The following is a 24,298-nucleotide window of genomic DNA, read 5'->3' as shown; positions in this document are numbered from 1 at the left end:
CCTCACCCCCCGCTGAGACATGATCTTATCGACTCTTCTGGCAGAGCATATTCCTGACACTCCGACAACGCTACGGTGTATTTCACGCGCGCAACCCCCGGAAGGCAGGAACTCGTCGTTAGTCGGGGAAAGCCATCGCGCACTTGGAAAATTTCAAACAGACCCTCGACCCACAGCGATGTCGAATAGTCGTCTTCCCATCGAAATCCTGCGGCCTGCAGCCGTTCGTCGAGCAGAAGCAGGGCGCCCTGATCAAGATTCTCGATCCTGGTGCGGATACCGTTGGCGTAGTCGTTCAGGCTTCTCGCCCCCGGATGGCCAGACTGCGCTTCGGAAAGATGCACGACATGGAGAAACAGCTGTTCGAGGCCGGCATCATCCAGCTGATGCTCCGAGGATATGACGACGGCAGCAATGGCACCGGCGCGTCGCGTCTTGACCTCGACCGCTGTCAGGCCGATCTCGAAATCCTTTGGTGCATCCTTGGGGCCGATCCAGGCGAGCAGCGCATCGCTCGCGCTCATGACGGGGAGAAAATGCCTGTCCAGAGTTATCAGTTCACCGATGAGACCCTTCTGTTCCTCCGGGGACAGAAGTATGGATGAACCTCCACGAAGGAGGTGATGCCAGCGCCATGTTCTGGCCACCGCTCGACCAAGGGCGTCGGTCTCGCTGATCGCCTGGAACGTGGATGCGAGGATGCTGTTGCACAGCTCGAGGAAGATGTCCCTCAGGGAAGCGTCGAGCAGGCGGATGAGGAGACGCCCCCCGTTCCCGTCTTCGCGCGACTGGGTTGCTACCTCGATCCCGTGCAGCCGCGGGAGCGACACGACAGTTTCAAGAGCGCGTTGATGCTGGAGGAGAAGCATATACCTTCCCGCCACATCCTTGGCCCAGAAGAAGTCCCATCGACCACCGGCATCGACGCGCCGGGCACTGGCTGTTTCCGTTCCGACTGGGGTGCTCAGATCTTTCCATGGATCACTGATCATCACCCGCCATCTCCTCCTCGTCGCCCTCGTCACGGAAGTGCTCCCTGATCCAGGTGGTGTTGACGATGTACTCCACGGTGTCCTCCTCCTTTGCCGTTCTCGGGAAACTGATGCTGTAGGCGACCACAGGCTGCGGATCGTCGGCCACCTTGGCGGTTTCAGGATCAACTCTCAGGAGGTGTACGATCAGCAGGGGGCGCCGCCGAACAGCGCGGTAGATCTTGTCAGGGAAGTTTACCCGCTCGCCCGCGGCCGGCAGCTTTCCGTCCCGCTCGAGCCTGGAAAGATGATCATCGCGCGCCGACGCGATCTCGTCGACGTCAAGACCTGTCGCTTCGACCCCACGGGAGGCAACACGCTGCTTGTTGGTTATATGCAGCGTCTTCTGGTTGCTCTGCTTCCCGGCGGTTCGGCGCTGCCGGTTCAGCGAGATTCCGAGATTTTCATCAACCGTATCGTCGGTTCCCCGCTCCAAGCCGGCAAAGAGAATATCCCAGCGCTCAAGCTCGTCGTCAGCGCGAGCAAGGATATACCGCCGGAGAGGATCTCCGTCCGTCAGCAAGGCACCTTCGTGGTTCTGGAATTCCTTCAGAAACTGCAGAACGGGGGCAACGGGCGCTCCGGTCAGCAGCCTTCCGCCGGTGACGGTCGCGGCTCCCGACAACGGGTGTCCCTGTTCCCGCAGGCCGGCCGCGAGATTCTTCGCAGCCTCAAGGTTGCGCTTCAGCTTGTCGTTGGTTCGATGGAGAATTGCGGTTTCGACGAAACTGTTGGCAAGACCGACAGAGACAACCAGCCGCTCCCCGGACCCCATCTTGTTCTTGGCCGTGACAAGCAGCGTGTCCGGGTGGCTTCTCACCTTGAGACCGAACTGCTCGGGGGTGGCATTCGCGGCCTCCATCCGCCTCAGCTCGTCCCTGAGCTCGTCGATCGACTCAGCTACATGGGCATACCAACCCTCTGCCTCTTCCGGCATCCAGACTCGGCAGAGATCATCGTAGCCCGGTCTATAGCCGAACCACCGGCCCATCTGCATGAGCGTGTCGTACATCATGGAATTGCGAAGAAAATAGCTGACCGTGAGGCCCTCGAGGGTGAGCCCGCGCGAAAGGGAAAACCCACCGACGGCAATGACGTTCAGGCCGGAGCCCTCATGATCGGCATAGGCGAGGTTGCCGGCAGAACGGCTGTTCACCTCGACGACGCTGATCGGTGCGGCAGACGAATGAAGAGCCATCTGCACTTCGCTCCACTCAGTCCCCGACGTGAGTGAATACTCCTCCTGCCAGACCCCGTGAAGCGCACGGATTTCCGGGTCTCTCAAGGCGTTCCGCTCGGATTGAGCTCCGTTGACGCTGATACTCGCCTTGATGGCTTCTAGGGTGTCATGGATCTCGTTGCGAAGCTGCTGCTGAACGTCCGTGAACCTCGATGCATTCACGAGCATCGAGTTGTGTGCCGATTGCTGACCCCGAACGAGGCGGATCGCTCGCGCGACGATGAAGGTTCGGATAGCCTTGAGCAGGCTGTCGGGCAGCACAGTGATCACCGTATCCCTGGGGTGCTTGAGAGGAAGGATTTCGTCGTGATCCTCGATATGGCGAATGATCTGCTGTGGCTCGTCGAGGAACACCCTGTTTGCACCGAAATAGTTGGACGGTGGATCAAGACTAACGATGAAGTTCTTCGGGAACAGGTCCTCGCCCCTCATCTCGTCGAAGGAATCGGGATCGATGAAGATGTTGGCGAACGGTGTTGCGGTATAGCCGATATAGCAGCTGCGGTCGAAGAGCTTCAGAAGCGACCGGATCTGCCCGTTGATGTTGGAGACTGCACCTTTTCCGTGCTTGATGTTGATGGACGCATTATCGGCTTCGTCATCGATGACGAGCATTGGAGCCGAGATTGTCCTGGCGCCACGCTTGCGATTGTAGTTTCCCAGCCACTCGAGGAGAATGCCAAGCGTACTGCTGTTCTTCTTTATTACGAAGACCGCTGGTACGGAGAGGGAGTCGAGATTGCCGCCACCCTGGCCAGCGCCGATCGAATTGAAATCGCGGACGGAGGTGGTGAATGTCCACGGATGGCGTGAGCTGTCATAGCGCCCGACGCCAATGATGCGGTCACCCTTGGTTGAGCCGAGACGGGCGCTGTCCCTGCCAACGAAGCCCTCGTCAATTCGCAGCTGCGTCTGGTTGCGCAGGTTGTTGTGTATCCCGGCTATGACGATGATGAGCTTGTAACCTGCGTCGGCGGCCTTGCAGATGAGACCCGTGTAATTGGCGGTCTTTCCCGATTGGACATGGCCCACGACCATTCCTCGGCGGTCCCATTCACCTACCTTCCGGGGATTTTCCATCAGGCCGAGGATACGATCGGTCACCGCATCAAGTGTCGCCAGAACCTGCCCTGAAAATCTTTTTTCGACGAGGAGCCGCCGATATCTCATCCAGTAGTAACGGTCCATCGACGGCTTTTCGCTCTCGAGCCACGGCGTCCATTCCCTGTCGACAAGCACCGAACCAATCTTCATCGATACGCCGTGCTGGGCTTCGAGCTCGCGAGCGAGTCTTTCGGCGTCGGCGTCATCGACCTGGCAGTCAGGTACCAGCCTGAACTGGGTGATCCACGATCTTATCGTTTCCGGAGTTGGCATCGCCGCCCTCGCGATGAACGGCTCGACGGCCATCCGAAGATTCTCGTAGTTCTCAGTCATCTCCCCTGCCCCCAAATCTCTCGTTCAGAATGTCTTCCGTTGCAGCCCAGTGCGATCGGAACGGCTCGGTCACCTGCATCATCAGCCTCAACTCTTCGGCGGAGGTGCCTGAACTGATCAGATTCTCTGCTGTGAAGTCGATGATCCTGCGCAGGGTGTCATCCGGGATTCCGACGTTTCGCACGTTCTCGGGCTCGCTGCCCATGTCTGCGTAGAGGCTCTCCATGGGGATCGTTGCTTCGATGAGGACTGTCAGGCGATCGAACGCTGCCTTCTGCTCCTCGCTGAGAGCGCCGACGAAATCCAGGATCACCGGATGCTCTGGATTCAGCCGATAGGAAATCTCGTTCTTGTCCTGGTGCCGGTTCCACACCGGAAGGCGGGCATCGGAAACCAGCTTCCGGCCGCGGGCGGTATATATTCGCTTCGAAGTCGCGCCGATCGTTTCAATGATGCGACGAAGCCTCTCGCGAACATTGAACGGAGGCTGGGCCGATGCCTTCTTGACGTCGATCTTCCACTCGGCATCGAGGGCCGTGGGAATATCGATCTTCACACGAGCCAGCTTGGTCAGCTCCGTCTGCCGGGCAAGCCCGAACCATGTCCCGTGAATGATGAGGCGACGTGCCCGGTAGACGTAGAAGCCTTGGTTCTTGAGGTAGCCGGCGCGACCTGCATTGCGTTCCCAGTCCGTTGCAGCAAGCTTCTTGTGGTGGGGAAGCGTGAAGCTCTGGATAGTGACAATGTGCCTGCCGGAACGGAATTCCTCTGTCGGGCCGACTATTGTCGCCGTATTGCTCTGATCGAACGGATCAAAGGCCCTGAGTTCGCGATTGTTGAGCCGCATCCGCACACGGGCAAGGCCGCGCTCTCCCGAAATATATCGATGAAACACCAGCTCGAGGTGTTCGCGTGCCAGGTCGAGTGCACGTACGAGATCGCCTCGCTCACCTTTCGGGGCAAGCCGGTCCAGGGCTTCCCAGATCACGAGGGTTCCCTGGCTTCCAAGCTGATCGCCCCATGGCTGGGCTTCGCTCTGGTCAGGTAGCTGCAGGAGCCATTCATTCTGCTCCGCCACGAAGTCAAGGTCCCAGATCGCTGCAGATCGCACGCCGTCCCTGGCAGTGATCACCGTCAGACGCCTGCATTGTGAGAACGATGCAGTCTTCAGTCCCAGGCCGAATCGTCCGAGATCCGTGCCTGTCCGCTCCTCCAGGGGGTTTCTGCTTCCGGGCCGCATCGCTGCCATCAGCTCGTCCGGGGACATGCCGCTCCCATTGTCCAGAATGGCAATCTTCGGATCATCGCCCGCGGTGTCTGCAAGAATGTCAATCAGGCTGGCGCCGCTTGCGAGCGAATTGTCGATAATGTCTGCGAGGGCTGTTTCGAGCGAGTAGCCAATGTCCCGCAAGCTCTCGATGAGGGTCGCAGCAATTGGTGCAGCCGGAAACGTCTTCGCCTTTTTCTTCACGACGCCGCCCGCCCCGATCGTATCAGATGGTGATGCCCGGCTCGGTCCGCGCCTGGAAGAGGGGCTCGCAGGGACTCGAAGAGTTCCCCTGCTCCCGGACTGACAATGTCGTGATCAGGCGACATTCGACAGTCTGGCCCTTTCGACTGGTTCCTCTGCAGCGTCGGCATGTGCTGTGAGAATGGAAAACAGCGCCTCGCCGATCCAGCGGGCGAGAAGGGGGGGAACTGCGTTGCCTACCTGGATGTACTGCTCCGTCCGGTTTCCCTTGAAGAAGTAGTTGTCGGGAAAGGTCTGAAGTCTGGCGGCTTCTCGTACCGAAAGGCTGCGGCACTGGAGCGGATCCGGATGGATGAAATAGTGCCCGTCCTTGGAGATGTGACTTGTCACCGTTGTCGATGGCCCGCCGGCAAGCTGGACACGAAAGCGATCGGCGAACTTCCCGGTCGTCCAGTTCTGATGGTTCGGAGAAAGCGTTTCGGGGAAATCGGTCGCCTTGGGTGATCGACCTACGACCTGGGCAAACACCGCAGCAAAGAAATAGCGTGCAAGGTCGCTTGGCATGTGGCTGCGCGTCGCATGGTTTGGAAGATTGGAAAGTCTTTCGTCAACAAGCCACTCCCGCAGTTCTGCGGGGCACTCGGCGGAGATCCCATGCCCCCAGGCTTCACGTCCTGGAAGCTGGTTCATCCCCCTCAGGACGGCCAGACACTTTCGTGCTCGGGCAGTAAAGGATAGCTGCATATCGTCGGGAAGACCCAGGTCGAGATCTGCCACGAGTGCCATGGCATCTTCAACTACGGCACGCCATTCGCTGTCGCTGTCTACACCCCGGCTCAGCCCGCTTCTGAGCTTCGGCATGCCGTCGAGGACATGCTGAACAGTCGTCTTCAGAGTATGGCGCACCATGAGATCAGCCAAGGCCGCTGGCGGCAGACCTTCAGCGACATCGGCGCGCAGTCCCACGACAATGACCCGATGACGGGCCTGCGGAACGCCGAAATCCTCGGCGCGCACGATGAAATCGGCAGCGCGCGGTTCGAAGGCCGACAGATCCAGCTGGCGGCGAGATCTAGGATCAAGCGCAACGAGCCGGTATTCGGTCGCCCCCGGCCTTTCTCCCCGAAGGTCGCGAAGGACCTGATCGAAGATCCGGTTCTCGCCATCCACGGATGACGACAGCATGCCCTTGACGTTTTCCATGACGAACGCCGCCGGCTGGAGGCGATCGAGAATCCGGATATATTCCTTGTAGAGAAAGTGTTTCTCATCATCGCTGGCGATGTAGTCCTTCTTCCCCTGATTTCGAGCGCGACCAACGAGCGAATAGGCCTGGCATGGTGGGCCACCGATCAGGATCGAGTTCCCACCGCTTTGCTTGCGGATCTCGTCGATGCGTCCATTGAGCCGCTGCTCCGGATCTTCCTTGCCCAGCTCCAGCTGCCACGCTTCGTCTGCGGCCCTGGCCCATTCCCGCGGATATTCAGTCGCCCAGTCTGGTTCATCACCGCCGCGCATCAGAAAGTCATAATACCGCTGAGGTAGCTCGCCCTTGAACTGGCGCAGGAAGCTCCTGAGGCGCAGGGTGGAATGTGCAGCCCTTTCCTTCTCGATGGAAAGGGCAATTTGATAGGCGCGCTTATCCCCGACGCCGGGAACGCTCGAAAAGCCTTCCGCGAGCCCACCCGGCCCTGCAAAGATGTCGACGACAGAATATGAGGACAAGAATCACGCACTTCGGAGTTGTAGACACTATTCGCAATGCATATCATCTTCGTGTGGAAATGACAGGCAAAACGTCATGGTCGACGTAGTGAGTCGAGAAAAACGGTCGCAGATGATGGCTGGCATCCGTGGCAAGAATACCAAGCCAGAACTGATACTTAGACGTCATCTTCATGCCGCTGGTCTTAGATTTCGTCTCCACGGTCCGGATGTAATCGGTCGCCCGGACCTTCTGTTCAAGTCGAGAAGGGCAGCCGTGTTTGTCCACGGCTGCTTCTGGCATCGCCACGAGGGCTGTCACTGGTGCACCACGCCGGCATCGAACCCTGAATTCTGGGCCGCAAAGTTCGCGCGCAACATAGCTCGCGACCTCGAGGTTCGTAGTGCCCTCAACGCAGCCGGCTGGCGGGTTGGTACCGTCTGGGAATGCGGCCTGCGCTCGCCATGGCTTGCGCTGACGCTGGAAGAGACCACCTGCTGGATCAGGGACGGAACGGATAATTTCGAGAGCGCTCTGGTGCGGCCGCGACGCGAGACAGAGAATCCACAGCGGACAGAAATGTTACCTATCCTGGGTGAAGAATGCAGTTACACCCAGGATAAGTAACAAATAATGTGTTACCTATCCTGGGTCCAGATTTGAACTGCACCCAGGATAGGTAACAAGTGGCCGCATCGACACAGCAGGAAAGACTACGTGATTATATCGCCGAACACCCGATTGTACGGTTCTATGAGCTGCGCAACGCCGGCATATTCGCGATGACAATCGCCCGAGCCGTGGAAGCCGGAGAGCTTGTCCGACTGTCGCGCGGGCTGTACCAGCGCCCGGATGCCGATATGGATACGCTACAGGCTCTGGCTGAAGCAGCAAAACTGGTCCCACAGGGTGTCGTTGCTCTGACTTCAGCGCTGGCCTTTCACGGTTTGACGGATCAGATACCCCGCGAGGTGTGGATGGCGGTAAGCCAGAAGGACTGGGCAGTTGCGCCCACGTATCCGCCTATACGGATTACGGAATTCCGGGACGCTTACATGCAGCAGGGCGTGGAGCATCACCAGATCTCCGGAATCGCAGTACCAGTCTTCTCAGTCCCGAAGTCGCTTGCCGATGCCTTCCGGAGCAGGCTCGTTGATCGATCGGTTTCTATCGAGGCGCTGCGTGCAGCGCTCCAACGGAGAAAGGCGAGCCCGGCGGCAATAGCCGAGACTGCCATGGCGAACGGCGCCTGGAGGAAGATGAAAGCCTATCTGGAGGCTCTGACCTCGAATGGCTAGGGAAATCAGAAACAGGGCGGCTTCCATCAAGCAGCAGCTCAGCAACCTTGCCCGTCGTGAGGGGCGGGTCTTTGAAATTGTCATGATCCGGTATGCCCTCGAGCGACTGCTCTTTCGGTTGTCGGCATCCGACAAGGCCGATCGTTTCATCCTCAAGGGTGGCATGCTCGTCACGCTCTGGCTGGAGGGGGACAACCGCGAGACCCGCGACGTCGATTTCCTCGGATACGGTGAAGCCGACGGCGACACGTTGAAATCGATCTTCGCAGACATCATGGCAGTCCAATACGATGACGGGCTCGTCTTCGATATCGACGGGCTGCAGGCCGAGGTCATCCGCGAGGAGATGGAATACAACGGAGTTCGACTTCGCACCGTCGCCCTGCTGGAGCGCACACGAATACCTGTCACGATCGACATCGGGTTCGGCGATGCTCTGACGGGGGCCGAATTGACCTCCTACCCGTCCCTGCTCGGCATGGATTCCCCACGCATCCGCAGCTATCCTCCCGCGGTCGTCATTGCCGAGAAATTCCAGGCAATGGTGCAGCTCGGCGTCATCAACGGCCGGATGAAGGACTTTTTCGACCTCTGGGCAATCCCCCAGATCGTCAGCATTCCGGATCGGGAGCTTGATGCAGCGATCAGGGCGACGTTCGAGCGCAGACGAACGCCGATCCCGTCAGCACGACCGCCTGGTCTGTCCAGTATCTTCTTCGAGGACGCCGGCAAGCAGGCGCAGTGGCGAAACTATGTCCGGTCGATCCAGGTTCCGGACCTGGCGCTCGGCGAAGTCACGGACGCGATCTGGACTTTGGTCGGTCCATGCTGCGCCCGCCTGCTTGCCGATCCGACCGCCGACAAGGAGCCCTGATCGCTAGAAACGAAGTGTCCCCGGCCGCATCGCATGCGAAGCAACGTGAACAAGGATCGTCGACAGCAGCTGTTCGCGCAGCCGAAGCGTGGCTGCCGGCCAGTTCTGAAGCTCCTGCGCGACGGTTGTCGTGCTGAAACGTGCATGGATCATAAGACTGACCGGCTCCTGATAGCCGTCGAGCTCGAACTTCTCGTCGCAGACGTGGATCGCTGGCGACCGCTTGTTTTGGGAAAGCGCCGTGCTCGGAACCAGAAGTCCGAGGAGCAACGGAATGGGCCCGCTCTGACTCTGGGCCTGGTCGCAGGCAGCCCCGGCGCGCACCACAACCAGGTGCCCCTCCGTCCGACGTTCGAGTCTCAGCTTGAATTCCCGATCACGGAGGTTGTCCGTCGTGACGCCAAACCTCGCATTCATGGCGTCGTCGCTCAGCTGATCGTCCCCGAGAAGAATGATCGCGCCCCAGTCGAGCCGGCTGAGGGGTTCCGCCGGTGACACGGCGAGATGAAGCATCCTGTTCATTCGCGCCTTCTGGGCAGCCTGAAGTTCCGGTCCCTGCGGGAAGGTCACCGCCTGCTCCCACAGGGCGTTTGCATCGGCGTCCTGGGGGCGGTTCGCTATTCGATCGGAAAGCAGCGGTGCGAGGGCAGCGGTCACTGCGCCTTTCCTGTCATTCCGCGCATTGGCATTGCCCGCCGAGGCGACGGCGATATGACTGAGGACTCCGTCGAGCGCGCCGGCATAGTGCGCAACAGTTCGCTGTTCGGCAGGCACCAGCCCGCCGATGACCGCAAGCGTCTCATTCGCTGCCGCGAGAACATCGCGTTCCCAATTTAAAAGTGCCTGGAGCTGAGGCATGGAACCGACACGCGCCTCGATTGCTTCCTGCAAACCCGCCGCATCCCACACTGCTCCGTGTCGAAACTGAACCTTGTCAATTGCAAGCACGGCGATGGGTTTCTTGGACGAGGGGAGTATTTCTTCGAGACGAGCTGCGAGCGCCGCCCTTTCGTGCTCATGCGATGTCCACAGGACAAGCAGATAGGGGCCATGGCTTTCCGGGACACAGCGATCAAGAAGCCCCGCAAGAGTGTTGTAATGCTGCACTCCGGCTGGCTGAGCCTTCACAAGATGCAGATCACTGAACAGGACTCGCAGCCCTTTGAAATGCGCCGGCTTCGGAAGATCAAGCGGATCGAAACGTATTCCGATGCAGGGCGCACCCAGAACATGAAGGGCATCAACAAGAGTTGCGAGTTCAGAGACTTCATCGTCCAGGACGATATAGCGTGCTGGCGTAAACAATCAGACTCTCCCGAACACGAGCGCTGCGACTGCCCCGTCATAGCCGTCAGGCACCTCCGCCTGATCCATGGTCGGAAATACAAGTCTGCCTTCGTTCAGATCCATCACCAGGTTCGCAAAATAGAGCCCAAGCCCGCTCCCCCCAGGTCGCCGAGTAAAGAACGGGCTGACCATGGTCGCAGGATCATCGAGGAACCCGGTACCGTTGTCGGCTACCACGATCGCCGGGCCGCCCTCATAGTCAGGAATCACATTCACATAGATCCGGCGTTCGCCTGGCTCAGGATGACGCACCTTGACCCAGTGCACCGCATTGTCGATCAGGTTGGTAATGGCGCCCAGGACAAGCCCCGAGGCAAAGGTTGCGGTGGCGTCCGGGCCGTGATCCTCGAGCGCGGGGCATTCGAGCTTGATACCATGCAGCCGAAATCGCAGGAGGCTCAGATCGCGAGCCGTGCGGACCATGTCTCTCAGGGAGCCGGGTTTCGTCGTCGTGTTTCGAAGAAGCTGCGAGGAGGTCTCGAGCACGCCCTGAAGCTGGCCGGCCTGATCGCGAAGGCTTTCGATCGTCATGCTGGGGTCATTGATCGAACCTGTCAGAACTCTGACACCTCGCTCGACTTCGTGGAAGATGATCGCCAGACCAGCGTGCGAGACGCCGGAGCGCGCGAAGTTTTCGCGCAGGGTTTGATAGTCTTCCTCGATCCTGCGAATGGTCGGCTCAAGGACGTCACCGACGCTGTTCTCCCGGGCGAGACGGCGAAGTTCAGTCAGCGGGCCCGCCAGTCCCTGTGGCACGTCGCTTGAGCCCCCGGTCACCTCACGGATCCGCTCCTTGTCGAGGTTGCGCTCGACCTGCAATATCCACAGTGCCCCCAGGACCACGCGACGCAGGCGCTCATATGCAGCAGTCTCGACAAAACCTTCGCGGTTCGTCTTTTCCTGCAATCCCGGGCTTTCCGCCAGGCCTAGATCAACAACACCAATCGTTATGTTGCGGCTGAGGCGCTTGGTCGGCTCGTTGACGCGGCGCAGATCAAGGCCAAGCCAGTCGTCACTGGGTTCACCATAGTTGTAGACGCGCACGCCATCGCGATAGACACGCACACCGCCATTCTGGTTCAGGAAGCGCTCGAGAAAGCGGGTGTCGCCGTAGTTCGGCAGGACCTTCTTGTCACGGTCGAAGATGTGGAACTTTCCGGAGACCTTGCCGATGCCTTCGAGCGTCGAAGGATCGGCACTCGAAGCGGTAAGGGGCCATCTCAAGAAGCTGGCGAAGTCCGGGGAGCGTTGCAAGCCACTCCGGATGTTCGGGCACCTCCAGCTTGACCTCGAAATCACCACCCCGATCTCCGAACGGCGAGGCTATGGATGTAACCTGACGGTAGAGGTCGCGGATCGTGCCACGCGTCCAGTCTTCGCTTCTCAGGCGCGTGACCTCGATCAGCGTGCCCGTACCTGACGAAAACACTTCAGGCGCACGCTCGCGGACGGTGATCTCCGCATCGGTTAGATAGGTTTCCTTGAGCAGTCTGTCCCAGTCGAATTCCGCCACGCATTCGGGTTGTCCTTCGGCTCTGGTCACTAGCCTGATCGTATCGCCGAGCTTGTGGACCGCAAAGCGGCCAACCCCCTTCTCACCAAGCGGAAGACGCTGAAACCTTGGAGATCTGACAGCACTCCCGCGCGCTCGTTCGCGGTGATCGTCGCCGGGAACGAGCCAGATATTCTCGATGACATCCAGAGACATGCCCTGGCCATCGTCCCTGATCGAGATGGCAGCATCCGCCGTCCCCAGCTTCGTGAAGGTGATCGTCACCTCGCTCGCATCGGCATCATATGCGTTCTTGACAAGTTCGAAGAGGGCCAGTCGTGCCGATCCGATCAGCTGATCGCCGAGCAGCTGAAGCAGGCGAGCTCGGGGCTTGAAAGCGCGCTGCAAGATGCGTTCGTCCGTCAAATCAGATCCCCCTGAAATATCTAGGTCGGCCAGTTACGGCGCTCGAAGAAAGGTGTTCATGAAACCCCGACCCTGAATCCTTTCGGGGCAAGCATGTGGAGCCTGTCCTCCTCGTATGGCCAGTAGATCAAAAAAGTAGCGTCTGGAAATTCCGCGGACTGACATCGCAGCTCGATGGGTGTCCCGCGAAGGATTTCGACGCCCCTCGCATTCGCCTGCGTACGCAACAATTTTTCGAGGGCTGAAGGCACCTCGATCATGGCGAGATCAGCAAGCGGAAGGCGTTGATCGATGAAAGGATAAAGCCCGTCGGGCAGGTCAAACTCAATCATGGCTACCTCCCACCTCACGAGTACTTTCGTTTCAACCCTGGAGTGACAAAGAGTCAAGCGGTGTGTGCGCAATGACGTCAAGGAAAACACGCTTCCGCTGAAAGAGCGGGCGACAGCATCGGCCTCCAGATCGGTTGCCCCACGATTCCAGAAAGCCGCAGGACTCTGTCGGTAATCGTCTCGCACTTGTCCTGTGGGAGCCAGGTTACAAACGACATGAGTTGGCTTGCGGGATCCCGCGCGTACTGCGGTCGCCAAGAGAAGGATCTAATCTGCCCGGCCCTCCCATGCGAAATGGGCTCGGGTCGGTCAATGTCGTTTTCCAGTTGATCGTAACGGAGGGGTCGAATCTAGGTGTTAAAGCAGCTCCGTTGTGCAGTCTTTACGCCTCCCGTGTGGGTGTCGCTCGTCGGCTACAGTTGTCACAGATCCCACCTTTTCCGCAGTAGCCTTTGATGCGTGCTAATCCTCGAAGGCCGCGGGATCGCTTGCGTGTCGCAAGATCGTCTGCGGCGGGCCGTCGTGTAAAAGACCCTCGCGAGGCAGTTGCGGGAATTATCGCCTCTGCCCTTCGCCCAGGCCCCGACAAATGTTAGGTTCCAGTGGGCTCCGGGGGCATTGATGAAAATTGTAAGGCTGGACATAGCCGGGTTTCGCGGAATTGAAAGCGGCACGCTCCTTTTTGATGATTTCACAGTCCTCATCGGCGCAAACAACTGTGGCAAAACGACAATTATTGAATCCCTCGCCCTTCTGCTCGGGCGGGACAGGCTGGTGCGCAACCTGACGGAGCACGACTTCTTCGGCTCGGATCCACAGCCTGCCGACCGAATCAGTATTATCGCAACGGTAGCGGGTTTCGCGCCCAACAGCCCGGAACACCATCACGATTGGTTTCGCGCCGGCCGGGCTACCGAGAAATGGTTCGATCCTGCCTCCGGCGAGCTTTCTGCAGTTCAGACCGCCCAGGCCGGTCAACTGGCCTGCCAGATCGCTTTCTGCGCACGCTTCGACCGCCTGACGCTTGAAGCCGACGCGGTGCGATATTTCTACGATGACACCGATGCAGGCGATCCCTTTGCCGAGGACTCGACGATAGTTCCCCTGCCGACGAGCCTGATAAAGGAAATCGGCCTGTTTCTGGTTCCTGCCAGCCGGACGTGGGACAAGATGATGTCTTTCGGCTCCGAGCTGTTCCGGCGAACGGTCGCTTATGTGGGCGGCAATCCCTCGGAAGCCGTGCTGGCCGAACGCGACAGGCTGAGGCAACCCGTGGAGCCCCTGGAGGCGGACGGGCAGCTTGCCGGCCTGGTGGGCGATATCAACGATGACCTGCGAAAGCTGTTCGGTCGCGATATAGCCCTGACGCTTCGGCTAACGACAACCGACAGCGAAGGCGTGCTCGACGCCGTCATGCCGCATTTTACCGAGCAGGGAAGACCGCAGCTTCCGGGCAGAAGGCACGGCAACGGGCTTATCTCTCTTCAGACCCTGATTTTGCTGATGCGCTTCGGAAACCTGCGCAAGGCGCGCGGTGACAATTTCATCATGCTCATCGAGGAGCCGGAGCTTCATGTGCCCCCGCCTCAGCAGCGGAAACTTCTCCACTATCTCAAAAAGATGGCGACCCAGACCGTCGTCACAAGTCATTCCCCGACCGTGGCCGCTGTCGCCGACCCCCAGCAGCTCGTGCTCGTCACCAATAGGGCCGGACAAATTTCCGCCAAACCGCTTCTGCGGTCGCCGATCGACGCAAACGCAAGCGCGGTGCGTCGCGCGCTTTTCCTTTCGGACCGGCAGGCGACCGTATCGGCAATCATGCATCCGGCCGTCCTGATCCCGGAAGGAAAAACGGATGCCGGCTGGCTGCGTCTCTTCGGCCGCATCGCGGACCTGACAGAACCGGCAGACGCGCCGGACGAAGCTACATTCACGCATGAAGTCGGCGTCATTCCAACCAAGGACGCCCGTATCCGGGACACCTATCTCGACCTCGTGGGCGTTCATCCATCCCTGACATGCCTCGTGGATGGAGATCAGGCAGGGACTGACTACAGTGCGGCCCTAAGCGCCGCCAATCCGCGATGCAGGCGGATCGTGCGGTGGCCGGACGGGTGGACCATCGAAGATGTTGTGACCTGGGTCTGCAGCGCCGACGCAACCGTTCTCGAGCAACCCGATGTGGCTGACCTCGGCCTTCCCGCAAACATCGCCGATCTTGCAGACCATCTCAAGGTTCAGGCGCGGAAGACCGACGAGATCCTGCACGCTGCACTGGCGGACGCCATCACCGCGAAGCCGCTCTGCAGCCGCCGCGTCCGTCATGTGCTGTCCACGCTTGGGGCTATCGCGACCGATCGGGCAGCGCCGGCCGGTTCGGCGACAGACCTGCCGCATCAGAACGGTGTCACCCATATCTGGACTTTCAATCATGCCTTTCCGGGGATTTGAAGGTCCAGCAGGATCGGGAAAAACTTATCGCCTGATGGAGGCGGTGGCGCAGCGCCTGCAGAATGAGCCATTTCTTCCCCACCAGAAAATCCTCTCGCTGACCTTCATGCATGGGTCGCGCCGCCGCCTAGACGCCGAGTTTCGCGGCAATCCTGTCTTGCGCGGAAAAGCCGTCGCCATGACGATCGACAGCTTCGCGCAAAATGTTTGGCACAGGTGGCGGACGCTCGCCGGATCCCTGAATGCCGAAATCGGCGACTTCAACCAGACCTGCGATGCTTGCGGTCAGCTTCTCGAACAGCCAGCCGTAGCGCGTTGGGTCGCGCGGTCTTATCCTGTCATCGTCGTTGACGAAGCTCAGGAACTGGCGGCGCCGCGACTGAGGATGATCAGCGCCCTCGCTGGCCACAGTGCTATCTTCGTCGCCGCCGACGAATTCCAATGTCTGGATGAGACCGTGGACACGGCGCCTTTCGTGAACTGGTTTGCCACTGGCGAAATAACACCACTTAACCAGATCCACCGCACCAATCAGGCGGGCTTGCTCACGGCCGGCGCCAATTTGCGCCAGCTGATAGCACCCGCTCCGGGGGCGGGCCTGCAAATCCGCTATGAATTCCCGAACATGGCCCCATTCAGGATCGGTTCGGCCATCGCCGCGGCCCATGGCACAGTTGCCGTCCTTTACCCGCCAGGCGGTGGCGCCTGGGCACAATCATTGGCGCAGCGCCTTTCCCTGGGCCTTCACTCCGCGCAGTTCAATATTCCGCCAATCATCCTGGCGCACGAAGCGCGCGCGGGCGACGAGGTGAACACGATGATGGCCGCGCTTGGCGCTATCAACAACACTGGGTTTCTGGAACTTCTAGGCCGGATGGCGCCGGTCGAAAACCAGCCCCTGTGGATGCCGAGGGTGCAGGCGTCGTTACGCGCGAGCGCCAACCGCCTTGGCAAGACAAACTGGTCGGCCGATGAAATCAGAATGCTGATGGAGCGCACGGCGGCCAATCATCGCGCCTATTCCGGCGACCGGCCGAGAGGCATTCCCCTGCTTTCGATCCACCAGGCCAAAAACCGGCAGTTCGATCACGTCATCATCCTCTGGCCCCCCGGCGTTCCTGGGAGTGAGGAGCTAAAAGCGAGGCTGCTCTATAACGGCATCACCCGGGCACGCCGCAGTTGCAAGGTTTTTGTCCGGACCCAGGCGCTGCTGAACGAAGCGCCCTTTGTCTTCACGCAACCCGCTGTCGCCGTGACCGCCTGAGCATGCCCAGCGCAGCTAAGCCGACGCCATCAAAACACCAAGCCATCCTTTGCTGAGCAGAACACCCGCTCGTAACACTGATCGACGACGCGACGGTTGTACCGTCTCAGCATGTCGAGATTGTTGCGCAGGAAGGTTACACTTACCGGTTGCTGCCGGCGTTCCAGGGAGGCAATCGCACTTGCGATCCTTTCCGGCGGAGCCTTCCCCTGTACAAGGGTCGCAGGATCCGCGAACATATAGTCGACGAACGCCGTCCCACACAGGTTGAACGAAAATGACAGAAGGGAGCCATCCGCGACCGCCTGGCTGAAACCCCGGTCGGACAGGAGGCATCGATCGTGGTCGTAGTCGCAGATGATCGCGGCGATATATTTCGTCCGGTCCTCGAACAGCGCGCCGATAATCTCCTCAAAGAAATTCGGGCGGTTTTCTGCCATTGGCATGAGTAGCATAAAAAGCACGCGCAACCATTCGACATACTGCGCGTCACTGATACCGAGCTGGCCACAGAGATGCGCCTGATGCGGTTTTCTGCCACTCACGATGCGATCGCGTTCGGCCAGAAGCAACGGGTTCGTTGGATCGTAATGGCCAAGGCCCGGAAAGGTGTTGAGGACTTTCGCAACGGAATACGGGTTCCGCACGAAATTGAGCAGCTTTGCCGCGAACAGACCAACTATCTCGGCCTCGACTTCCTGGCTACCGGCGTTGAGTTTGGCGAGAAGGCTTATCGTAAAGTTCTGGATGTCGGCTTCGTATCTCTGAAACAACGCCTCGAAATTGCGTCGCAGCTCGCTCCCGCCCGGAACGTCAAAACTGAACATGTCAAAGAGCGACAGGTTCCGATCGATCGGGTTGCCGTTCGGCTTTTCGAGCACAAGCCTGTAGTTTTCCCGGTCAGCGATCCCGAAAGCGTAAATCCTCAGATTATCGGCGTTCGCCCGTGGATTCATGGCGTTGAGCCTCTGCTCCACCTGGCTCAGGAAATGCTGATTGCGTGTCGTGTTCTGGAGCATGTCTGACAGAAGCCTATGTCCGCTCTCCGCCGAGCCAACGCGGCTCAATGCGGCGCTCACTGAATCGCGCAGGCAAGTTGTCACAGATGGCAAGTGGCGGTCAACGTGCGCTCAGTGTCCCTCCGGTGACCGCTATCGATGCCCATCGACACACGGCGCCTCGTGTTGGGCATACTAGCCCGTTCTTTTCGTCGATAATGAGCGCGTCCAACCGATCGTGTCCAGATACCCTGGCGAAGTCGATCCGAAGTTCCGGGCCATCTGGTTCGAAGGTCCTCGAACCTCAAGTTGCTGCGGGTTCCAGATGAGCGAACCCCAACCTAGAACTGCAATCCGCATGTCTCATCGCCCCCTCCAAATGCAAACGAGTTACATCAAGGTGGGCCTACTTTGTCTATCCGGGTTTCAATTTCCGAACGACATCAATGGTCGGAGATGGCACTCCGACATCAATTTGGTTTACCGGGACCTGGTATTTCATCCCGCGGCTTGTGATTCGATCTTTGCGAGCGTGTCCTCGATCAAGTCGATCCGAGCGCCATCTTCACCCGCCGGGGTGTAGATGTTGGTCTCGTATGCAGTCTTTTCTGGCGTCGACCTACGAGCGGTACCGGTTACACAGTCGTGGGTCCAAAGCTCGCCATCTTGCTGAGTGAAGTACCTCACATAAAAGCGGGGCACCACATGCTGTCGTTTTGTACGTTCGCTCATGCCTTCACTAGCCCTCTCGAAAGACGCGCAAGCATCATATCACCCCCCATGCGCGAAACCTCCCCCTCCCGGTCATCTCCCTGAGGCCGAGTTCCAAAACGATCCGCCGCGCCGCCTGCGGCGTAACCCCGAGCGTCTTCACCACCATCCCGGCCGACACCAGCGGTTTTGCCATCACCAGCTCAACCAGCTCCGGCAGTTTTGACGACGTCCGGCGCCCTTCCAGCTTTCGCTCCATCAGTGTTCGAGCCAGCGCCAGCCTGTCATGCTCCTTGAGCCCGATCTCCGCGGCCGCGATCAGTCCGTGGGCGATGGCCAGCATCCGGGTTTCCCGGTCGCGATGCCGGCGACGATCGACGGGAATGGATTTCAGGCCGAGATTGATGGCGGCGAGGTGGGCGCCGGTGGTGATGCCGGCCTGGCGCAGCATCGAAGCGCAAAACAGCCGGCCAAGCCAGGGCGCGTGCTGCAGGACGGCAAGCTCGTTCCAGGCATCGAGGGCGACGATCGCCTGCAGCACCGCCGGCAAATTTTCGACCTGGCGCACCACGCTGCGCCATTCGTCGAGCCTTGAATCCTCGTCCCAGTCGAGATCATAGATCATCGGATCTTTTTCAGCCGCGCCGCCACGGCCAGGCCGTGTTGCGTTCTCGATCGCCGCCTCCGATCGGGCCAGAACCGCATCGATGGCGGCATAGTCGACGCCAGGAAGATTTTCGATGTCGTCGGCGTCTTCCCCCTCGCCTTCCGGATCGTTCACGACCGCGCGCCGGATGGCATCGGCGGTCGTCGCCTCGTCCGTGTCAGCCGCCGTGATCTCCGAGGTCTTTCGCAGCGTCCGAATACCGTCGGCCGACAGTGCCCAGCCGGGAAGTTGGGCGGCGATGCGCCGGCGCGTGCGCAGCACGTCGCGGGCGATTGTCAGTTCGTGGGTGGGTGTGCGAATATCTCTGATATCGTCGTGGAGGACGAGATCTTCGAGATGGACGAGTTCGCCGTCGATCCACAGCGAGGCGCAGGCGTCGGTGAATTGGCTGCGCTCAATCCATCCTTGGCCGACCGGCGAACGGGCGATGCGCTCGTCGAGACGCGCCAGCGCGATGCCGGCGTCGAAAGCCGACCGCATCAGGGTAGTCATGCTGATTTTCGCGAGATCGTAAACCATTGAAATCATGGTAAATGATTTTCTAAAGGAACTCTATTTAAATATTGTGGTTCCTCACATGGTATGATTGCGGGGTGGTGCGCTAACCATCGATAAGTACTGGTTATCGATGGTAGATTGATTTGGCGGCCCAAATCAGAAAGAATCGCAGCAAATCACGGTCCCAGCGGCTGGCGAAACCCGCGATTTTGGAGCGTCCGTGGCCAAACCCAGAAAATCACAGACTTCCGTCGAGCGGCGCGCCGAAGAACTCGACACCATTGCCGCCGTCCTGCCGATAGAGCGCCGCGACGAACTCGCCAAGCTTTTGACCGACCAGGACGTCGAGACGCTGCGCCATCTCGTCAACCAGGGCATGGGCGACAACACGCTGCGGGCGCTGACTTCCGACCTTGCCTATCTGGAAGCCTGGGGACTGGCGGCGACCGGACAATCCCTGCCCTGGCCGGCACCCGAGGCGCTGCTTTTGAAATTCGTCGCGCATCACCTCTGGGATCCGCAGCACCGCGAGACCGATCCGGATCACGGCATGCCGGCCGACGTCGACGAAGACCTTCGGAGCCAGGGTTTTCTCAGATCCGCAGGCCCGCACGCGCCATCGACGGTGCGCCGGCGGCTGGCGAACTGGTCGACGCTGACCAGATGGCGCGGTTTTGACGGCGCCTTCGCCTCCCCTGCCCTCAAATCAGCCATTCGGCTGGCGATCCGAGCCGCGCCAAGACAACGTCTTCGCAAGAGCGCCAAGGCGGTCACCGGCGACGTCCTGGCAAGACTGCTGGCGACCTGCGCGACCGACAGTCTGCGCGATCTCCGGGACCGGGCGATGCTGATGGTCGCCTTTGCCTCCGGCGGTCGCCGGCGCAGCGAGATCGCCGGGCTGCGCCGCGAACAGTTGACCGTCGAGCCGCCCATTCCGGTCGAAGGCGGGAGCCCCCTCCCCTCTCTCGCCATCCATCTCGGCCGCACCAAGACGACCAGCGGCGACGAGGACGACGTTGTCTACCTGACCGGTCGGCCGGTGGAGGCGCTGAATGCCTGGATGGTGGCCGCCAAGATCGACAGCGGCAGCGTGTTTCGGGCGATCGGGCGATGGGGGACTGTTTCGCGACGGGCGATCGATCCGCAGTCGGTCAATGCGATCATCAAGCAGCGGGTGGAACTGGCTGGATTAGAGCGTGGGGAGTTTTCCGCGCACGGGCTTCGGTCGGGATATCTCACCGAGGCCGCCAACCGGGGTATTCCACTCCCCGAGGCGATGGAGCAGTCGCGTCATCGATCGGTGCAGCAGGCATCAAGTTATTATAACAGCGCAACACGCCGGGAAGGCCAGGCGTCGCGTCTTCTTGGCTAGCCGAAAAGGGTAGGATCGGTGCAGCTCAGAGCATATCCGGGAATGGGGTGAGTGATCGGGCTAAAGATGATTCCAAGAAGGTGTCTGAAGCCTGAATGGACGGGTCATGTGGAACCCGACCTGACGGATGCAGAGTGGGCGGTCTTCCGCAGCCGGCGCCAAGGGGCGCAAGCCAGCTTGGCCGCTGCGAGAGATCATCGGGCACCTTCTATGTTTGCCAGGAAGAAGACCCTGGCGTCTGATCCCGAAGGTCCTGCCTCCCAACAGTACGGTGTTCGGCTATTTGTGCCGTTGGCGTGACGCCAGTGTGTTCACGAGGATCAATCACTGCCTCGTCATGGCGGACCGTGAGCGGACCGGCCGCCAAGCCTCTCAGAATGCCCCTGTGCTGGATAGTCAGAGTGTCAAAACGACCGAGGGCGGCTGTCGGCACGGCTATGCTGCGGGCGAAGAGATCCTGATGCAAGGGCGAAAGGAAAGAGACTCAGTCGCCAAGAAGATAGACGCCGTAATGAGATTGATTGACGCTAAAACGTTCCCACGAAACAGCAAGGCGACTCGGGCTCGGTTGCTCCACGGACTATGGGGAAATGCGTCAGCTGGGGATTAGCCGGCCTTGCGTGGAAAGCATGCAATGATCCTGCTGTGTCTAAACCGCAATGAACCAACGCGATGCCCTCTGAAGCCGGTCACGCAGCAAGTCGAGGCGATCGCCGCGGAGTTGTTCGAGGTCACCCGACCCAGATTGCCGACCCGCCACGCCACCTCTCCTCTCAGCTTTCGGCCATGGTCATCAGCGCGCTGATGGCGTGCTCTGCGAGGATCACGCCTTCTTCCCCGAGCTGTCCGACAAGGTGATGACCCACCTATCTAGCTTCGACAAAATCATCAAAAAAAACATTAACTTTCAGTAAGTTAGAGCTGCGGTCAGTTGACCAACCGATCATGCGCTGTCTTTGGTCCTCTTGCCGCCGGTTAATGAATCTCCGGCCCGCCATTGCTGCAACACGGCGGACCCGGGGTCGGCACAATGAACGAAAGGAACCACCGTGGCGAGAAATTCGTCAATTGAGGGCCCGAGCGATGGGTCGGCCGAAGATCGGCTGGTCGACATCGACCTTGCTCGCGGTTTGGCTGTCTTCGGCATGTATGCCGCTCATGTCGGTGGTGACCCCATCCCCGACGACCTAGGACTGATCGGGAATCTGATGGAGCTACCCCTTGGGCGGTCGTCTGCCCTGTTTGCCGTATTGGCCGGTTTTTCAATCATCCTGATTACCGGCCGCAAGGCGCGGAAATCGGGGGAAGCAGGTAGACAGGCCGTTGCCAGAGTCGCAATTCGTGCCCTTGTTTTGCTCGCGATTGGCTCTATCCTGACCCGCCTCGGTACAGGGATCGCAGTCATCCTGAAAACCTACGGAATCTGCTTCCTCTTGGTACTGCCGCTCTATCGGCGCAGCGCACAGCAGCTCGGCTTGCTCGCTGCAGGGACCGCATTAGTTCTCCCGCAAATGCGCTTCCTCCTTAAGTTGTTTGGCCCCGAGGGGAGTTTGAACCCGGTGTTCGACTTCATGGTCCACGGCGCCTATCCCGCGATGACCTGGGTTCCTTTCGTGATCGCAGGTATGGCCATCGCACGCCTTAGCCTTAATACGCAAGCAATGCATTGGAGGCTTGGCCTAGAGGGGGTCGCGCTGGCCGTGTTGGGCTATGGGGGATCCTGGCTCGCGTTGCGTTTGCTGCCTGTCCCAGCCGTTTTTCGGGAGCCTCTTGACTCGTGGTGGTATCTCGACTCTCCCTGGTCGCTACTGGTTGCCGCACCTCACAGCGAGACGACGTTCTCGATCCTGGGCAACACCGGTTGCGCAATGATTGTCTTGGCGGCTTGCTGGCTTGCTATGGACGGGCTCCCGCATCTGCAAAAGCTGGTCTGGCCAATAATCGCGGTCGGCTCTATGTCTTTGACGGCCTACGTGCTGCACATTGTGGGAGTAGCCTATTTAGAGCGCATTATGGGAATAGATGCGCTTGAAGAAGATGGGAGCCTGTCTGTGCTCTTTGGTTTCGTCGTGGTTATAAGCACTTTCGCCGTGCTTTGGCTGCGCGCCTTCCAACGAGGACCGATGGAAGTGCTGATGGGTAGGATCACAGATCTCGCGCATCACATCCGCTAAGCACCACGTCGCCCCGACTCTGATCTACCCTTATAGGGATTGATGATACCGACTTGCCTTCGTGCCCGCCGCGCGCAGTGACGGTCAAGTGGGCCGACGGCCAATCGCGCCGCGACCTACCCTTGACCGTCACGAGCACAGCGCCAGAGTGTTCTGGTAGGAGGCACCTTAAACGGTGCAGACAGGATTCCGGAGCGGAGCTCGCCATCAGCAGGCGCGCGCCCGTATCCGATCGATTGGCGAAAAGCCGACCGCGAGGCCGACGAGAACGGCAAGCCCGACAACTGTGTAGAGCCCGACCGCCTCGCGTGGCTTGTGCTCCAGTCCGGTTTTCCACCGGCCGGTCGAATATGGCGTAGGCTGCCGATCCTGCCAGCACAGGCACGGCGAGCAGCCCGGTACCAATGCTACCCGGGTTGAATAGCGCGAATATTGGTGGTGCCGAAGATCGCCACTACCATCGTCGCCGTCGCTCCGTCAGAGCGAGCTGCGGGGTCACCGTTCGCAAGGTAACCTCGGTCCATTCGGTCTCAACTGTCAAGACGACGCCGACATATCAATTGCCTTGCCGAAGCGTGCTCGGCAGACGCTTTTCTTTGCGGGCAGCACTGATGACGCTTCTCGTCGCAGGCGAAAGCCATACTCACCGTCGTGGCCCGGCACTTGCTCGCTCCATCGCCGCTACCATTGTGCTAGTTTTTGCCTCGTTGTTTATGCTGATCGGACCGCCCTCGGCCTGACGACCTCAAATTGGTTCGTCTTGCTGATAAGATCGCTGAGTTTTCGGAAGCCGAATGTCGCGGGTCGAAATCCGGCGCCAGATTCAACAACTGCTTGCCGACGGTGCCCAGGTTGACCCAGCCGTCATCGCTATCCTCCTGGGACAGTACCTTCTTGATCAGCGGCACGGCCGATGTTGCCGGCTGCAGCGGCTTGTCTGTGGATGCAGTATTCTGCTCGTCCTTGATCGCGCCAGGAAGCAGGTTTTCGGTATAGACGAACCGCCGGCAGGCCTGGCGAAAACTTTCCGGTGTCTTCTGCTCGCCGAAGCCGAACACATCAACACCCTGCTCACGGATCCGGGCGGCAAGCCGCGTGAAATCACTGTCCGAGGACACTAGGCAGAAGCCGTCGAACCGACCGCTGTGCAGCAAATCCATTGCATCGATGACCAAAGTGATATCGGAAGCATTCTTTCCCGTTGTATACGCAAATTGCTGCTGCGGGATAATCGCGTGCTTTGCGAGTACGTCCGCCCAACCCTTGGAGCGCGTGCCGGAAAAATCACCGTAGATGCGACGCACGCTTGCCTCCCCGATTTTGGCTACCTCTTCGAACAGCCCGTCGGCGATTTTAGCGGATGTATTGTCCGCATCAATCAAAACAGCCAGGCGCGGAGATCGAGTTTCAGACGGCATTGCTCTTCCTCATTTTTAAAACGGTCTCGAAGGCCAGCAGAGCACGACTCGGACCAGCAAGGAACTTCATTTAACTTGCCCATCGGACCGAG

The 24,298-nt window shown here is 59.7% G+C and carries 18 protein-coding genes and 3 pseudogenes; 8 read left to right on the top strand and 13 right to left on the bottom strand.

The features are described 5' to 3' along the window. Positions 1-2 precede the first annotated feature (2 nt). From ELH03_RS33855 to ELH03_RS33840, 4 genes are all read right to left on the bottom strand, one after another. Complete coding sequence (locus ELH03_RS33855) at positions 3-992, bottom strand: PD-(D/E)XK motif protein (protein WP_130806950.1); 990 nt, start codon at positions 990-992, stop codon at positions 3-5. Next, positions 982-3,708 (bottom strand): Z1 domain-containing protein, encoded by a 2,727-nt coding sequence (locus ELH03_RS33850; protein WP_130806949.1) that lies wholly within the window; start codon positions 3,706-3,708, stop codon positions 982-984. Before ELH03_RS33850 ends, ELH03_RS33855 begins: the two co-directional genes overlap by 11 nt. After that, a complete protein-coding gene (locus ELH03_RS33845; protein ID WP_130806947.1) occupies positions 3,701-5,179 on the bottom strand; it encodes an ATP-binding protein in 1,479 nt (492 codons plus the stop codon). The genes ELH03_RS33850 and ELH03_RS33845 overlap by 8 nt, the downstream gene beginning before the upstream one ends. A 114-nt stretch (positions 5,180-5,293) precedes the next feature. Next, positions 5,294-6,904: a DNA cytosine methyltransferase gene (locus tag ELH03_RS33840; RefSeq protein WP_130806945.1), complete on the bottom strand. Its 1,611-nt coding sequence runs from the start codon at positions 6,902-6,904 to the stop codon at positions 5,294-5,296. Between the two features lie 76 nt (positions 6,905-6,980). Here ELH03_RS33840 and ELH03_RS33835 point away from each other — a divergent pair, with 76 nt between their 5' ends. The 3 genes from ELH03_RS33835 to ELH03_RS33825 are packed head-to-tail and all read left to right on the top strand — an operon-like array spanning position 6,981 to position 9,056. Then, on the top strand, positions 6,981-7,511 hold the full coding sequence (locus tag ELH03_RS33835) for a very short patch repair endonuclease (RefSeq protein WP_130806943.1): 531 nt from the start codon (positions 6,981-6,983) through the stop codon (positions 7,509-7,511). A 59-nt stretch (positions 7,512-7,570) separates the two neighbouring features. Continuing rightward, positions 7,571-8,182: a type IV toxin-antitoxin system AbiEi family antitoxin domain-containing protein gene (locus ELH03_RS33830; RefSeq protein WP_130806941.1), complete on the top strand. Its 612-nt coding sequence runs from the start codon at positions 7,571-7,573 to the stop codon at positions 8,180-8,182. Next, positions 8,175-9,056 carry a nucleotidyl transferase AbiEii/AbiGii toxin family protein gene (locus ELH03_RS33825; RefSeq protein WP_130806939.1) on the top strand — a complete coding sequence of 294 codons (882 nt, stop codon included), beginning with the start codon at positions 8,175-8,177 and terminating at the stop codon, positions 9,054-9,056. The genes ELH03_RS33830 and ELH03_RS33825 overlap by 8 nt, the downstream gene beginning before the upstream one ends. Before the next feature lie 3 nt (positions 9,057-9,059). Here the strand turns inward: ELH03_RS33825 and ELH03_RS33820 are convergent, their stop codons facing one another. The 4 genes from ELH03_RS33820 to ELH03_RS33810 are packed head-to-tail and all read right to left on the bottom strand — an operon-like array spanning position 9,060 to position 12,653. Then, positions 9,060-10,361 (bottom strand): hypothetical protein, encoded by a 1,302-nt coding sequence (locus tag ELH03_RS33820; protein WP_130806937.1) that lies wholly within the window; start codon positions 10,359-10,361, stop codon positions 9,060-9,062. Further along, the gene (locus ELH03_RS38295) at positions 10,362-11,627 is read right to left on the bottom strand and encodes an ATP-binding protein (RefSeq protein ID WP_245511917.1); all 1,266 of its coding nucleotides are present in this window, start codon (positions 11,625-11,627) and stop codon (positions 10,362-10,364) included. Continuing rightward, positions 11,536-12,321 carry an ATP-binding protein gene (locus tag ELH03_RS38290; RefSeq protein WP_245511916.1) on the bottom strand — a complete coding sequence of 262 codons (786 nt, stop codon included), beginning with the start codon at positions 12,319-12,321 and terminating at the stop codon, positions 11,536-11,538. Before ELH03_RS38290 ends, ELH03_RS38295 begins: the two co-directional genes overlap by 92 nt. 56 nt (positions 12,322-12,377) lie before the next feature. Beyond that, complete coding sequence (locus ELH03_RS33810; RefSeq protein WP_245511915.1) at positions 12,378-12,653, bottom strand: hypothetical protein; 276 nt, start codon at positions 12,651-12,653, stop codon at positions 12,378-12,380. Positions 12,654-13,274: 621 nt separating this feature from the next. On the opposite strand from ELH03_RS33810, the gene ELH03_RS33805 reads away from it, so the two are divergent. Continuing rightward, complete coding sequence (locus ELH03_RS33805) at positions 13,275-15,104, top strand: ATP-dependent nuclease (protein WP_130806935.1); 1,830 nt, start codon at positions 13,275-13,277, stop codon at positions 15,102-15,104. Next, positions 15,085-16,368 carry an ATP-dependent helicase gene (locus tag ELH03_RS33800; RefSeq protein WP_130806933.1) on the top strand — a complete coding sequence of 428 codons (1,284 nt, stop codon included), beginning with the start codon at positions 15,085-15,087 and terminating at the stop codon, positions 16,366-16,368. The genes ELH03_RS33805 and ELH03_RS33800 overlap by 20 nt, the downstream gene beginning before the upstream one ends. A gap of 29 nt (positions 16,369-16,397) precedes the next feature. Here the strand turns inward: ELH03_RS33800 and ELH03_RS33795 are convergent, their stop codons facing one another. From ELH03_RS33795 to ELH03_RS33785, 3 genes are all read right to left on the bottom strand, one after another. Next, positions 16,398-17,387, bottom strand: coding sequence for a hypothetical protein (locus tag ELH03_RS33795; RefSeq protein WP_245511914.1), 990 nt, complete (start codon positions 17,385-17,387; stop codon positions 16,398-16,400). A 477-nt stretch (positions 17,388-17,864) separates the two neighbouring features. Next, on the bottom strand, positions 17,865-18,098 hold the full coding sequence (locus ELH03_RS33790) for a DUF4238 domain-containing protein (RefSeq protein ID WP_245511913.1): 234 nt from the start codon (positions 18,096-18,098) through the stop codon (positions 17,865-17,867). Between the two features lie 34 nt (positions 18,099-18,132). Continuing rightward, positions 18,133-19,272, bottom strand: coding sequence for an RHE_PE00001 family protein (locus ELH03_RS33785; protein ID WP_130806932.1), 1,140 nt, complete (start codon positions 19,270-19,272; stop codon positions 18,133-18,135). Between the two features lie 190 nt (positions 19,273-19,462). On the opposite strand from ELH03_RS33785, the gene ELH03_RS33780 reads away from it, so the two are divergent. The 3 genes and pseudogenes from ELH03_RS33780 to ELH03_RS33770 all read left to right on the top strand — a co-directional run bounded on the left by ELH03_RS33780 (position 19,463) and on the right by ELH03_RS33770 (position 22,788). After that, entirely contained in the window at positions 19,463-20,614 is a 1,152-nt protein-coding gene (locus ELH03_RS33780) for a tyrosine-type recombinase/integrase (RefSeq protein ID WP_130806930.1), read from the top strand. A 66-nt stretch (positions 20,615-20,680) separates the two neighbouring features. Next, a pseudogene (locus ELH03_RS38855) lies at positions 20,681-21,095 on the top strand (transposase); the annotation flags it as partial. A gap of 568 nt (positions 21,096-21,663) precedes the next feature. Continuing rightward, on the top strand, positions 21,664-22,788 hold the full coding sequence (locus tag ELH03_RS33770) for a DUF418 domain-containing protein (protein WP_130729899.1): 1,125 nt from the start codon (positions 21,664-21,666) through the stop codon (positions 22,786-22,788). Positions 22,789-23,007: 219 nt separating this feature from the next. Here the strand turns inward: ELH03_RS33770 and ELH03_RS38850 are convergent. Together ELH03_RS38850 and ELH03_RS33760 are read right to left on the bottom strand one after the other, a co-directional pair. After that, positions 23,008-23,218, bottom strand: a pseudogene (locus ELH03_RS38850) (divalent metal cation transporter); the annotation flags it as partial. A gap of 213 nt (positions 23,219-23,431) precedes the next feature. Beyond that, a pseudogene (locus tag ELH03_RS33760) lies at positions 23,432-24,206 on the bottom strand (NYN domain-containing protein). Between the last annotated feature and the right edge of the window lie 92 nt (positions 24,207-24,298).

The organism is Rhizobium beringeri (genome assembly GCF_004306515.1).
GTDB lineage: Bacteria > Pseudomonadota > Alphaproteobacteria > Rhizobiales > Rhizobiaceae > Rhizobium > Rhizobium beringeri.
Note: the sequence above shows the minus strand (reverse complement) of the source record. Positions and strands in the feature narration are given on the sequence as shown.